Consider the following 13,268-nt stretch of genomic DNA (forward strand, 5'->3'; position numbering starts at 1 on the left):
TGATAAAATCTATGTATGTGATATGACAAGGAGAGGGAAGTGTGAAGATTACAAAGGGGAAAGTTATAGGTGTAATCATACTTATTGCACTATGTATACCATTTACTGCATGGAAAGAGTCAAAAGTAAAAAATTTTCCAGTTTCTATTTTTTCTTCCTATGTAGAAGACGAAAATCCGAAAGACTATAAGTACACTGCTTTTGTACCTGACTTTGCAATTTGGATACATGGATGGGAAAAACAGCGATCTGAAGGTGAAATAACGTCATATAAAAAAGGGGATCGAACTGTAATTGTTCACCATCCACCTGGCAATGATGGTTTTTATCTATATGATACAAATGATATTAGAGAATATACGCAACCGTAAGAAGTGGAGGTTAAATAGTGAAAGCTTCAACACTACTATTTAAAATTGAAAGTAATATGGATCAATTTTCACCAGCTGAAAAGAAGGTTGCCATGTACATAATGGAGAATGCAGAGATTGTTCCGAATTTAACGACGAAAGAAGTGTCAACGAATGCAGGTGCAAGTGAGGCGAGTGTTGTTCGCTTTTGTAAATCGATTGGAATCGGAAGCTTTAAAGCATTTAAGATAGCGCTCGTTCGTGAATTAACGATTGCTGATTATAATATTAATGATTTTTCAGTGATGAATACGGAAGATGGACCGTACGACTTGTTTAATAAAGTTACATATGTGAATAAAGCTGCAATTGAGGCGAGCGTTACTGCGATAGATAAAAAGGAACTTGAGAAAGCTGCAGATCGTATTGTAAATGCGGATAAAATTATATTTTACGGAGTAGGTGGTTCAGCTACTCCGGCGATGGACGGGGCTTATAAATTTACAAGGCTTGGATTTACTGCAATGATGCTATCTGATTTTCATATGATGTTGCCACTCGTCACGAATTTAAAAGAGGGAGATATATTTGTTGCGATTTCAACTTCTGGTCGTACGAAAGATGTACTTGAAATGGCGCAATATGCGAAGAAGCGAGGGGCTACAGTTATTGCGATAACGAAGCTAGACCAATCATCTCCGTTATATAAAGCGGCAGACATTCGCCTTTGTATGCCAGATGTAGAGCAAGACCATCGCATTGCGAGTATTGCTTCGAGAATGACGCAACTGAATATGATTGATGCTTTATATGTGATTACTTTCAATCGAATTGGTAATAAAGTATTAGATCAATTTATGGAGACGAGAGAAGAAGCATTACGGTTACGGAAATTGAAGTAGAAGAAAAGATGGGGAGACTCATCTTTTTTATTATCTTTGACACAAATATGTCATGTTGTGAAATTTTATTTCATAAAATAAGAAAGAGTTATTGATTTTTAGTTTCTTGAAGTTATAATAAAAGTGTGAAATATAATTTCAAAGAGGGTGACAATATGTTAGAAAATTTATCTACAGAACATCGCAATGAGAAGACGATGAATTTAGATGAGATGAGTATAAAAGAAGTGTTACAAAGTATGAATGAAGAAGATCGAACTGTTGCGTTAGCAGTTGAAAATGAAATAGAAGAAATTGAAAAGGTTGTACAAATTGTTACTAAGTCTTTTGAAGAAGAAGGCCGTTTAATTTATATTGGGGCTGGTACGAGTGGCCGTTTAGGCATTTTAGACGCAGTAGAATGTCCCCCGACATTTGGAACAGATGATAAAATGGTTCAAGGACTTATAGCAGGTGGATTGAAAGCGTTTACTAAGGCGGTGGAAGGTGCCGAAGATCGTGAAGAGTTAGCAAAAGAAGATTTAAAAAGTATTGGATTAAACGAGAAAGATACGGTTATTGGAATTGCAGCAAGTGGTAGAACACCCTATGTAATTGGCGGATTGAAATATGCAAGTAGCGTGGGAGCAAGTACAGCTAGTATTTCCTGTAATAAAAATGCTGAAATAAGTAAATATGCAAAACTAAATGTGGAAGTGGAAACAGGCGCAGAAATATTAACAGGCTCAACACGGTTGAAGGCTGGCACAGCGCAAAAGTTAGTACTCAATATGATTTCTACAGCGTCTATGATTGGTGTAGGGAAAGTATATAAAAACTTAATGGTAGATGTTCAATCTACAAATGAAAAATTGGTAGAACGCTCAAAACGAATTATTGTTGAAGCGACAGGCGCTAGTTATGAAGTAGCTACAGAGTGTTATGAGAAAGCAGATCGAAATGTGAAAGCTGCAATCGTTATGATATTACTACAGTGTGAATATGGGGAAGCACTAGAAAAATTAAAAGGTGCGAAAGGATTTGTGAAGAAAGCACTTTAAACTTTGGGGAGGGGGATTCTATTATGAAGAAAGAAGAGAGAATGGCCAAAGAAATTTCAGAGCAGCTTGGGGGAGTAAAAAATATTCGTGGCATTGCTCATTGTATGACGAGGTTACGATTAACGCTTCATGATGAAAGTAAAGTGAATATGGACCTTTTAAAAAAGGTTGAAGGTGTTATGGGAGTGATTGAAGATGAAACGCTTCAAGTTGTTGTTGGACCAGGGACAGTAAATAAAGTAGCAGCTGAGATGGAAGGTTTAACGGGACTGCGAATTGGTGAGGTGGCAGATCACCACCTTGAAGATCTTGGGCAAGAGATGAAGTCAGAGATTAAGAAGAAAAATAATACACCAGTGAAAAACTTTTTAAGAAAAATAGGAAGTATTTTCATTCCGCTAATTCCGGGGCTTGTTGCGTCAGGAATTATAAATGGGGTTGCTAACTTTGCGAAAAACGCAGGTGCTGATCCGAATGCAACGTGGCTACAAATGCTACTACTTATTGGCGGCGGTATCTTTACATTCTTAGGAATTTTAGTCGGTTGGAATACAGCGAAAGAATTTGGCGGGACACCAGTTCTTGGGGCAATTGCAGGTATTTTAATTTTCAACCCAGCGATGGCGAATGTAAAATTATTTGGTGAAGCGCTCGTACCCGGACGGGGCGGATTATTTGCAGTTATTTTTGCAGCATGGCTTATGGTTGTAGTTGAGAGACGAGTGCGAAAAGCTGTGCCAAATGCAGTTGATATTATCGTAACACCACTCATTACTGTATTAGCTGTAAGTATAGTAACGATGTTAGCGATTCAGCCAGTAGCAGGATTCTTATCTGATGGTATTACAAGCGGTATTAATGCAATTTTAAATGTTGGCGGAGCATTTGCTGGAGCTGTGCTTGCCGGAACATTTTTACCTCTCGTAATGGTCGGATTACATCACGGTTTAACACCGATTCATATGGAATTTATTAATCAAACGCACGTAACGCCTTTATTACCAGTACTCGCAATGGCTGGCGCTGGGCAAGTAGGAGCAGCAATTGCGATTTATGTGAAAACAAAAAATAAACGCCTTCGTAATGTGATTAAAGGTGGATTACCAGTAGGATTTTTAGGAATTGGCGAACCGCTATTATACGGGGTTACATTGCCACTTGGGAAACCGTTTATTACTGCTTGTTTAGGAGCGGCTGTCGGTGGAGCATTCCAAGCTGTTATGAAAACGGCTTCACTCGGAATAGGTGTATCAGGATTATCATTAATTCCGTTAATTGCTGATAATAAATATTTATTATATTTCCTTGGATTAGTAGTGGCATATACGTTCGGATTCATCTTTACGTACTTCTTCGGCTTTAAAGAAGAAATGGCAGAAAACATATAGAGAAAGGGATTCCTTTCTCTTTTTTTATATTAATAGAAGGAGAGATTCATATGATAGGAGTTTCAATTTATCTTTCAAAAGAGCGCGTAGAGAAACAAGAAGCATGGTTAAAACTAGCGAAAGAAAACGGATTTTCATCTATTTTTACATCTCTTCACATTCCAGAAGATGATCCGAATACGTATAAGGAGTTAATTCAAATACTTGGGAAGCAAGCTCTCGAAAATGAAATGGAATTAATGGTTGATGTCTCTCCAAAATCGTTAAACCATTTAGGGATGACGTATGAAAATGTGGAAGAGTTATTAGAATTTGGCATTACTGGTTTACGAATGGATTACGGTATTACGCCAAAAGAAATCGCACGTGTATCTCATAAGATGAAGGTAGCGTTAAACGCGAGTACGATTACAGAATCATTTTGGAAAGAGTTACTTGCGGAAAATATACGAGTAGATCGAGTAGAAGCGTGGCATAATTTTTATCCGCGTCCAGAAACAGGACTAGCCAAATCATTCTTGCAAAAACAAAATAAATATTTACATGAGTGCGGAATAAAAACGATGGCATTTATTTCAGGAGATGGTGAAAAACGAGGTCCTTTATTTGAGGGTTTACCAACTTTAGAAAAGCACCGCTATATGCGCCCGCTTGAAGCATATTTAGAGCTTGTGCAAGAGTACGATGTTGATAAAGTGCTAATTGGAGATATAAGCGGGAGCCTAGAGAGTGTACAAGAAATCTCGAGTGCGAGTGGTGGGATTATTCCAGTGCGATATGAGTCATTTATAAATGCAAGTGAAGTATTAAAAGTGGTAGCGCAAGTGCATACAAATAGGTTAGATCCGGCTCGTGATGTAATTCGTTCTGTAGAATCGCGCGAAGAAAATAAAGTTGCATTACAACCGATGAATACAATTTCAAGAAAACGAGGCAGTATTACAATTGATAATGAATTGTACGGTAGATATGCTGGTGAAATGCAAATAGTTATAAATGATTTACCTGAAGATAGGAAAGTGAATGTTGTTGGAATGGTGATGGAAGAAGATGTGTCTTTATTGTCTTATATAGGTGCTGGGAAAAATTTTCAACTTTTTTCTAAGTAATAGAGCGAAAGCTTGAATTAGCACTATTTTATAAAAAACATTATCTGCAAAAAGGATAATGTTTTTTGGTTTCTTTAAAAAAGTATTTGACGAATGAAAAGAAATACCGTATTGTTTTGTCTTGTGAATAAATGTTCACCATAACAAAACAAAAAAGGGGAGTTCAGAATGAATCAATATATTGGGAATTTAATTATTCGTATCGTATTAGGAGTTACTTTTTTTGCACACGGTTTAGCAAAGTTTCAATCAGGTATAGATAACGTAGCAGGATGGTTTACAAGCATCGGTTTACCAGGTGGTCTTGCATACGGCGTAGCAACAGTTGAATTAGTTGGTGGTATATTATTGATTATCGGTTTAGGCGTGAGGTATGTAGGATTGTTATTCGCTCTTATTTTGGCTGGAGCTATCGTAAAGGTAAATGGAGCAGCAGGCTTATTAGGAGATGGAAAGAATCCGGGATATGAATTAGATCTTGCATTATTATCAATGGGTGCGTATTTATTCGTTGTAAAAGCAGAAGGATATGTAGATCGTTTCTTAAAAGAGAAAGTAATGAAAACGAAGTAAATTTCATTTTTTAAGTGTTGACTTGACGACTTGGTGTAACTATAATGATTACATCAAGTCGATTAATAATAAAATGATTCATATATTTTTTTATTCTAGTTGTAACTAAAATAGTTACAACTAGAATAAAGCTTAAAGAATAAAGGAATATAAAAGAGTAAATAAAAAGTGGAGGAAATAACATGTCAAAATTACATTTAGAGGTTTTTACAGGATCTGAGCAAGCATTTCAAGTTACATCCACAATTGTATACGGAGAAAAAGATGCAATTCTTATCGATGCACAATTTTTATTAAGTGATGCGCACCGTTTAGCAGCTCAAATTATTGAAACAGGAAAGAATTTAACTCATATTTATGTGACTCATTTCCATCCAGATCACTATTTTGGATTAAATGTATTACATGAAGCATTTCCAGAAGCGAAGATTGTTGCATTACGGAATACTGTTGAAGATATTCGTAACACATTTGAGAAGAAAGTGGAACAGTGGAAACCATCTATTGGGCATAATGTTCCTCATCAACCAATTGTTCCAGAGGAATTAACAGAAGAGAAATTGATTTTAGAGGGAAATGATTTAATCATTAAAGGTGGTTTGCAAGGTGATACACCGAATAATAGTTATGTATGGATTCCATCATTAAAAGCCGTTGTTACAGGCGATATCGTTTATAACAATACATTCGTATGGACGTTAGAAACAGATGCTGAAGCTCGTCATAAATGGTTAGAAACATTAAGTGAACTTGAAAATCTTCATCCTGAAATTGTTGTAGCGGGTCATCGTGATTATGACGTACCAAATACAGCAGACGCGATTAAACATACTCGTAAATATTTAGTTGCATTTGATGAAGTTCTTGCAGGAAATCCTTCAAGTGAAGAAATTCAAACGGCAATAAAGGAACGATTCCCGCACGTTAAAGCGTTAGAAATTGGACTTGTTTTAGCGGCAAACGCGTTTGGGGTGAAAAAATAATGAAGCAAAAAACAAATTTAGAAATTGTTCGAAGCACATATGAAGGACCATCTTCTTCAAATGCAAAACATTTAGCGGAAGCTCTCTCTGAAAAAGTAGAGTGGACAGAAGCAGCAGGTTTTCCGTACGGCGGAACGTATATAGGTACAGAAGCTATAATGGAAAATGTATTTAGTCGTTTAGGATCAGAATGGGATGATTATAAAGCGAGTGTAAATACGTACCATGAAGTAAACGGAAAAGATGTGATTATTGCTGAAGGTGTTTATTCAGGAGTTTATAAAGAGACGGGAAAATCATTTGAGGCGGAATTTGTTCATGTATGGCAACTTGAAAATGGAAAAATCGTGAAATTTAAGCAATATGTGGACAGTTACATTGTACGAGAAGCGATGAAGGCTTAAAATAAAATAAGGAAACAAATGGAATCGACTATGTGCAGGCGATTCCATTTGTTTATGTAATTATTAGGGGGAATGGGGAGTACATAATATGAAAAAATGGATAATAGGGACAATTACAATGATTGTAATTGCGGTAGGAGCTGTATTCGGTGTTACTAAACTTCTTAATTATATAGAGGAGGAGGAGAAGAGTCTTAAAACACAAAAAGTGATGAGCCAACGGGACAAGAAAGTTGCGGAAGAGAAGCCACAATTTAGTGAGGATGAAATTATTTCTACAATGCATAGGATGGTACATCAAAAAGTGAAATCATCTGATAAATGGGGATTTATCGAAATGACAAATAAGGAAATTCGTAGTGCGAAGAACGCAGTAGAAAGCAGTACAAATTTTAAATATAAAGCAAAGCTACTTTCTACTTTGGAGCGTTGGGAGAAAGGAGACTTTTCACAAACGGTTGAGGATCATAACTTTTTGTGGGAAATTCAAGGTGGTGATACCGGAAAGGCAACAGAACGTTTATCGCCAGAAGAAGAAAAGCAGTATGTGAAAGAAATGAAAGGTAAATAAAAACATCGCCACTCTGGTGGCGATGCTTTTTCATTAAGAATGCTTTCGTACTAAAGCTCTAGTCGTCTGAGGAGAAACAGTTTTAAAATGAGAGAATAAATAGCACCCTGTAACGACGATAATTGTCCCGAAAATTTGAATCCATGTTAGTTCTTCTCCAAGGAAAATAAATGCTAAAATAGCTGTGAAAATTGGATTGAAATTTAGAAAAATCCCCGATGTAGTAGCGCCTAATTTCTGTACACCAATATTCCAAAACACCATACAAAGTACCGTTGAAATGAGTCCTGTATATAAAAGTGATGTAATGAAAGAGGAATTAATATTGGAAACAGTGAAGCTTCCTATGTTAAATGGTAGTAATAAAATAACGCCGAAAATACCAGAATATAATGTTGCCATGAGTGGTGTAGTTGTTTTTGTAGCCCATTTACTACAAACAGAATAGATTCCCCAAATACAAACAGCCGCAATCATCCATAAATCTCCGCTATTAAAATGTAGTGAAAATAAAAGAGCGAAATTTCCTTTTAAAAGGACGAGCATAACCCCGAAAAATGAAAGAATCATAGAAAGAATTTGAAGTGTATTTACTTTTTCTTTTAGAAATAGCACAGAAAATAATGCAATTGAAATAGCGTTCAATGTAGAAATAAGACCTACATTCGTTGCGGATGTTTTTTCTAGTGCTAAAAATTGAAAAATGTTAAAAAGAACGACTCCTGAAATTCCCATAAGTATTAACGGAAGTATTGCAGAGCGTGGTGGAATGATTTTCTTCTCTTTAAACCATACCATTGGTAATAAACAAATGATCGCAATTAGCCATCTTAAACTTGTCAGTGTCATCGGAGATGCATGATCGACGAGTGATTTCCCAACGACGAAATTTCCTCCCCATAATAAGCTTGTTAATAATAGTAAAAAGACGTAAAAATAAGGCATGCTAAAAACCCCTTTGTTGAAATAAGAATGAACTGTAAATAATTTTAGCATTTTTCTTTATTGTCTAATATATTCTTTTGTATAATGGTAAAAACTCGATAAAATGTTTCGTTAGAAATCTATTTTGCAGAAAAACATTCAGTTTTATATAAGTTATGAGATGTTTTTTCGAATAATCATCGGTAAGAAAAAAGGAGGAATTTTGATGGAGTCATCTGTTATTAAAGTGTTAGATGATTTAGATGTACAAATTTTAGATATATTGCAGAAGGAGTCACAAGTAAGTAATGCAGAACTAGCACGCCGCGTTAATTTATCACCAGCTGCTATGCATGCAAGAATAAAAAGATTAGACGGGGAAGGATTCATTGATAAGCAAGTAGCAATTTTAAATCAAGAAAAGCTTGGATTTGATTTATTATGTTTCATTTTTATGAGCACGAATATTCATCAGTATGAAAAGCTTGAAGTGTTAGAACGAGAATTAGAATCTATGCCTGAAGTGTTAGAATGTCACTGTTTAACAGGAGAGTATGATTATTTATTAAAAGTTGCGAATCGTGATCGTAAAGAACTGGAGCAGTTTATTAGAAAGTTGAACAAGCTTGGTATTACACGTATACAGACGAGTTTAGCACTTCGTGAAATTAAATATTCGACGGTATTGCCGATACGAAATGAGGAACCGAGCATCGATTAAGTTGCTTGGTTTTTTGTTTGTGTAAAGTGAAACTTTAATCAGTGGGGGTTTTGTTCATCCACCACTGATTATTAGCCTTCACCAATCGGGCGTTTAGGGGCAGCCCGACTCCCACCTACCTTCTTTGCTTCAGCCGAATTTTGAGGTGGGAGTCTTACTGCCCGTTAATGCGGGATAAAATTCAGAAAAGTGATTGACGGAGAGAAAAGAGAGATGTATTATTATATGAAATTATGAATTAAAATTCATATAATGTTATAAATATTAACACTGGGGCAAGGGGATATAATATGAAAATCTTTAATGCGGTTACAAGTGATGTGAAAGAAATTTATAATCTCATTGAAATGTATGCAAAAGAAGGAGTTGTTTTGCCGCGTTCTCTTTTGTCTCTCTATCAATATTTACAATGTTTATATGTTATGAAAGAAGGAGAGGAAGTCGTTGGAGTTGCTGGTTTACATGTGTTAGGAGAGGACCTTGCAGAAGTACGATCGTTAGTAGTTTCGCATACATATGCAGGAAAAGGGATAGGGCGTATGCTCGTGAGTCATGTGATGGAGGAAGCGACGAAAATAAATGTAAAAAGAGTGATTTCTTTAACGTATGAAACAGTATTTTTTCAAAAGTGTGGATTTGATTTTGTAAATAAAGAATTGCTGCCAGAGAAAGTATGGGTTGATTGTAGACATTGTCCAAAAGTCAATTATTGTGATGAGGTGGCGATGATACGGTATGTTGGATGAAATTTTTAGAGAGAAAAAAGGCCCACTATTATTTAAGAAATAGTGGGTATCTATATTTTAATACAAAATGAGATGGTATTAGGAATTTGAATTCGTTTTTCTCACGGCAAAATTATAAAGTGGATCTCTAAGTTCATAGTTATACGTAGAACCATCGACAAGCCCTACAACTTTATCGCTATCATAAAGGTCGAGCATAAATTGTGCCATTTGTTTTGCAGTGTGGAATTTCGGTACAACATTATCGTATTGGAACTCATCAATATCAAATGAACGTTTTGCGAATTCTGTTTCAGTTGCACCAGGAGCTAAAACTTTTGCTTGTAGTTTTGCACCTTGTTCTTTCAGTTCGTGAGATAGTCCTTCTGTAAATGCACTTACATAAAATTTCGTAGCGCAATACGTAACAGCATTGGCAACAATCGTATATCCACCGCCTGATGAAACGTTAATAAGCTGTGTTCCTTCGGTCATTGAATAATCTCGAACGAAAAGGGAAGATAGTATTGTTAGTGCTTCTATATTTACATGCAACATCGTTTCTATCTTGTTTAAATTTTGTTCAGCAATTGAGGCGAAATTACCAAAACCTGCGTTGTTAATCCACGTTTCAATTTGAAAACTTTGTAGACTTTCATAAAATTTATAAACTTCTTCAGTGACTGATAAATCAGTTCTTCGAATGACAACATCCAATTCCGGATGCATTTCGTTAATTTTCAATTTTAATTCTTCTAATTCTGCTTGTCTTCGAGCTACAAGTATTAAGTTTTTTCCGCGAGATGCAAAGGCTAAAGCGGATTCATAGCCAATTCCTGAACTAGCACCAGTAATAACAGTATATTTCATATAAAAGCCTCCTAAATTCAAATTAATTTATCATGGTTAGATTGTATTTGTTAGAGTATACTCTAAGTCAAATGTTTTTTATAATTTGGATAAGGCAGTAAAATATATGAGAGTAAATGGCGTGCGGAGGGAGAATGGTTATGTACACAATTAGCGAGGTAGCTAAATTATTAGGAGTGAGCACACATACATTACGTTATTATGAAAAGGAGAACATATTAATTGCAAATCGCGATGCAAATGGGAATAGATTGTATGAAGAGTCACATATAAAGTGGTTGCAGTTTGTAATGAAATTAAAACAAACACAAATGCCGATAGCGAAAATAAGAGAATATGCTAGATTATATTTAGAAGGGGAGCATACAACCGAAGCTCGTTTACAGCTCTTAGAAGATCATAGGAAATCTATTCAGATTCAAAGAGAAAATTTAGAAGTTACAGAGAAGATGCTCGAAAATAAAATTATTGCATACAAAGACTCGTTGAAAAGTAAATAGCGTACAAAATATTTCGTTCTTTGTTGCATGTTGAAAAGGGAGTACAGGTTTTTGTTTTGGAATTTATCTATGAGTATTTAATTATAATGTGCCGATAAATTAAAAAAGAGCAGTTAGCTAAAAGCAACTGCTCGATTCAAAGGGATCTCCAAGGGGGGAATGGAGAAAATATTATGTTACTACCATTATTGACAGATTATTAAGAAATATACATGTGGATTTAAGAAATTTAAAATATTTTTGGGTTAATAGAATCCGGGTGTTGACACTTTATCAATTGGTCATGTAGAATGTTTATGAATGACATTCAGTCATTTTTTCTGTGGAAGGGTGTAGATAAGCAACTTGTATATGTAGTTAGCTTAATAACGGAACAAATATAAGGATAAATGAGGATGATATTGGTTTTTTAAATAGTAGTTAGAGTGAGATTATATTTTTTAAATCAAAAATGACTGACGGTCAGTCAGTAAATAATAGAAGGTGAGAGATATGAAAAATAAAGCTTGGTTATATGTCATATTAACATGTATCTTTGAAATTTTTTGGGTGTTTGGTTTTAATACAGCTCATACTTGGTGGCATTGGGTCATTATTGTAGGAGTTATCGCTGTTGATTTTTACTTCCTATCGAAAGCGTGCGAACATCTTGCAACAGGGACTGTATATGCTGTGTTTGCCGGAGCTGGTACGGTAGGTACTTTCCTAATGGATGTATTCCTTTTCGGCGGCAGTTTCAGTGTAGGAAAACTATTCTTTATCGTGATGGTTGTAGCGGGCGTTATCGGTTTAAAACTGGCTGATAATAAAGAAGAAACCGCGGAAGAAATTGTGAAAGGAGCTGCTTAAAAATGGGTTGGTTTTTCGTATTTTGTGCTGCAATTAGTGAAATAGTCGGTGTGATAGGCCTTAAAATGTATAGTAAAGATAAGACGTTAGCAAATGGAGCGATTTATATAGGTGGATTTGCAACTTCCTTTGCATTCTTATACACATCTTTCTTGTTCTTACAAGTAAGTGTAGCTTATGCGGTTTGGATTGGCATTGGAACAGCAGGAGCTGTTTTATTAAATATGTTTCTGTTTGGTGAATCAAAAAGTAAGGCACGTTTGATTAGTGTAGCTCTTATTGTATGTGGAGTTACGGGATTAAAGGCTCTTTCATAAGAAAAGGATATTAAAGTTAAATCTCCTAACGATTTGTTGGGAGATTTTTATTATGAAAAGTGCACGATGATTGACAGTACAGCTAGTTATTTTATAAAATGAGTGACAGTCATTCAATACGCGTGTGAAAGGGTTTAGATGATGAATAAAAAAGAAAAAATTGTCTATGCAGCTATTGAAGTGTTTCAGGAAAAGGGCGTTGAAAAAACGAAGATTTCTGATATCGTGAAATTGGCTGGCATTGCACAAGGAACTTTCTATTTATATTTTCCTTCTAAGTTATCTGTTATGCCTGCAATAGCAGAAGTGATGGTTGAGAAGATGATACTTGCAGTGAAAGAAAAAGTACAGAACGATTCACCTTTTTCAAGTAAAGTTGAGCAAGTAATAGATGCAGTATTTACCTTTATAGCTGAATATCGTGAAATACAAGCATTAATGTATGCGGGCCTTGCATCAACTGAACATATAAAAGAATGGGAAGCTGTATATGAGCCTCTTTATATATGGCTAAGTGACTTTTTAAGTGAGGCAAAAGAATCAGGTGAAATTCGTGATTCGGTTCACGCTGAGCGAACAGCGAAGTTATTTATCGCTCTTGTTGAATCAGCAGCGGAACAAGTTTATTTATATGATCATAAAGATGATGAGCAAGTCGAGCTACAAAAGGCAGAAGTACTAGATTTTTTAACACATGCACTACATATAAAGTGAAACTTTAAACAGTGGGAGGGTTCATCCCCACTGTTTATTAGCCTTCACCAATCGGGCATTTAAGGGCAGTTATCTCCCACCTAACTTCCTCGCATTCGCTGAATTTTGAGGTGGGAGTCTTACTGCCCGTTAATGCGGGATAAAGAAGTAGTAAGATGAACCTGTCTGAAAAGGTAGGTTCATTTCTGCGGGAAACTGAATGATAGTCATTCACCCTGTGTTTATGTATGTGTGGAAGGATAGAGTGAAATTCTAATGAGTGGGGACATCTTTACTCAGTGTGAGCCCACAAATAGCAGGATAAAGAAAAAGCTTCTTGGGCATTATT

General features: G+C 35.7%; 17 protein-coding genes. 15 read left to right on the plus strand and 2 right to left on the minus strand.

The features are described from left to right. Window positions 1-41 precede the first annotated feature (41 nt). From MKY70_RS04390 to MKY70_RS04430, 9 genes are all read left to right on the plus strand, one after another. Window positions 42-371, plus strand: coding sequence for a hypothetical protein (locus tag MKY70_RS04390; protein ID WP_000704964.1), 330 nt, complete (start codon window positions 42-44; stop codon window positions 369-371). A 17-nt stretch (window positions 372-388) separates the two neighbouring features. Then, a complete protein-coding gene (locus MKY70_RS04395) occupies window positions 389-1,252 on the plus strand; it encodes a MurR/RpiR family transcriptional regulator (RefSeq protein ID WP_002029960.1) in 864 nt (287 codons plus the stop codon). 155 nt (window positions 1,253-1,407) lie between these two features. Next, window positions 1,408-2,292, plus strand: a complete 885-nt coding sequence (gene murQ, locus MKY70_RS04400) for an N-acetylmuramic acid 6-phosphate etherase (RefSeq protein ID WP_341023393.1) — start codon at window positions 1,408-1,410, stop codon at window positions 2,290-2,292. Window positions 2,293-2,315: 23 nt separating this feature from the next. Continuing rightward, the gene (locus tag MKY70_RS04405) at window positions 2,316-3,680 is read left to right on the plus strand and encodes a PTS transporter subunit EIIC (protein ID WP_002029962.1); all 1,365 of its coding nucleotides are present in this window, start codon (window positions 2,316-2,318) and stop codon (window positions 3,678-3,680) included. Window positions 3,681-3,730: 50 nt separating this feature from the next. After that, window positions 3,731-4,789 carry a DUF871 domain-containing protein gene (locus MKY70_RS04410; RefSeq protein ID WP_341023394.1) on the plus strand — a complete coding sequence of 353 codons (1,059 nt, stop codon included), beginning with the start codon at window positions 3,731-3,733 and terminating at the stop codon, window positions 4,787-4,789. Window positions 4,790-4,957: 168 nt separating this feature from the next. Continuing rightward, entirely contained in the window at window positions 4,958-5,362 is a 405-nt protein-coding gene (locus MKY70_RS04415; RefSeq protein ID WP_001077751.1) for a DoxX family protein, read from the plus strand. Between the two features lie 182 nt (window positions 5,363-5,544). Further along, window positions 5,545-6,345 (plus strand): MBL fold metallo-hydrolase, encoded by an 801-nt coding sequence (locus MKY70_RS04420; RefSeq protein ID WP_002125460.1) that lies wholly within the window; start codon window positions 5,545-5,547, stop codon window positions 6,343-6,345. Continuing rightward, window positions 6,345-6,749, plus strand: coding sequence for a nuclear transport factor 2 family protein (locus tag MKY70_RS04425; RefSeq protein WP_016094712.1), 405 nt, complete (start codon window positions 6,345-6,347; stop codon window positions 6,747-6,749). The genes MKY70_RS04420 and MKY70_RS04425 overlap by 1 nt, the downstream gene beginning before the upstream one ends. A gap of 88 nt (window positions 6,750-6,837) precedes the next feature. Continuing rightward, window positions 6,838-7,320, plus strand: a complete 483-nt coding sequence (locus tag MKY70_RS04430) for a PRK06770 family protein (protein WP_088035222.1) — start codon at window positions 6,838-6,840, stop codon at window positions 7,318-7,320. Window positions 7,321-7,353: 33 nt separating this feature from the next. Here MKY70_RS04430 and MKY70_RS04435 read toward each other — a convergent pair whose 3' ends face one another. After that, window positions 7,354-8,265 carry a DMT family transporter gene (locus MKY70_RS04435; protein ID WP_088035224.1) on the minus strand — a complete coding sequence of 304 codons (912 nt, stop codon included), beginning with the start codon at window positions 8,263-8,265 and terminating at the stop codon, window positions 7,354-7,356. Between the two features lie 205 nt (window positions 8,266-8,470). On the opposite strand from MKY70_RS04435, the gene MKY70_RS04440 reads away from it, so the two are divergent. After that, complete coding sequence (locus MKY70_RS04440) at window positions 8,471-8,965, plus strand: Lrp/AsnC family transcriptional regulator (RefSeq protein ID WP_000446110.1); 495 nt, start codon at window positions 8,471-8,473, stop codon at window positions 8,963-8,965. A 290-nt stretch (window positions 8,966-9,255) separates the two neighbouring features. Beyond that, window positions 9,256-9,711 carry an N-acetyltransferase gene (locus MKY70_RS04445; RefSeq protein WP_002166324.1) on the plus strand — a complete coding sequence of 152 codons (456 nt, stop codon included), beginning with the start codon at window positions 9,256-9,258 and terminating at the stop codon, window positions 9,709-9,711. A gap of 78 nt (window positions 9,712-9,789) precedes the next feature. Here MKY70_RS04445 and MKY70_RS04450 read toward each other — a convergent pair whose 3' ends face one another. After that, window positions 9,790-10,560, minus strand: a complete 771-nt coding sequence (locus MKY70_RS04450) for an SDR family NAD(P)-dependent oxidoreductase (RefSeq protein WP_088035227.1) — start codon at window positions 10,558-10,560, stop codon at window positions 9,790-9,792. Between the two features lie 140 nt (window positions 10,561-10,700). On the opposite strand from MKY70_RS04450, the gene MKY70_RS04455 reads away from it, so the two are divergent. The 4 genes from MKY70_RS04455 to MKY70_RS04470 all read left to right on the plus strand — a co-directional run bounded on the left by MKY70_RS04455 (window position 10,701) and on the right by MKY70_RS04470 (window position 12,940). Then, window positions 10,701-11,060: a MerR family transcriptional regulator gene (locus tag MKY70_RS04455; RefSeq protein ID WP_002188427.1), complete on the plus strand. Its 360-nt coding sequence runs from the start codon at window positions 10,701-10,703 to the stop codon at window positions 11,058-11,060. Between the two features lie 492 nt (window positions 11,061-11,552). Then, window positions 11,553-11,909 (plus strand): DMT family transporter, encoded by a 357-nt coding sequence (locus tag MKY70_RS04460; RefSeq protein WP_002134594.1) that lies wholly within the window; start codon window positions 11,553-11,555, stop codon window positions 11,907-11,909. 2 nt (window positions 11,910-11,911) lie between these two features. Further along, complete coding sequence (locus tag MKY70_RS04465) at window positions 11,912-12,226, plus strand: DMT family transporter (RefSeq protein ID WP_000539672.1); 315 nt, start codon at window positions 11,912-11,914, stop codon at window positions 12,224-12,226. A gap of 138 nt (window positions 12,227-12,364) precedes the next feature. Further along, window positions 12,365-12,940 carry a TetR family transcriptional regulator gene (locus MKY70_RS04470; protein WP_002029987.1) on the plus strand — a complete coding sequence of 192 codons (576 nt, stop codon included), beginning with the start codon at window positions 12,365-12,367 and terminating at the stop codon, window positions 12,938-12,940. Window positions 12,941-13,268: the final 328 nt, after the last annotated feature.

It is taken from the genome of Bacillus sp. FSL R9-9492 (genome assembly GCF_038007365.1).
GTDB classification, from domain to species: domain Bacteria; phylum Bacillota; class Bacilli; order Bacillales; family Bacillaceae_G; genus Bacillus_A; species Bacillus_A mycoides.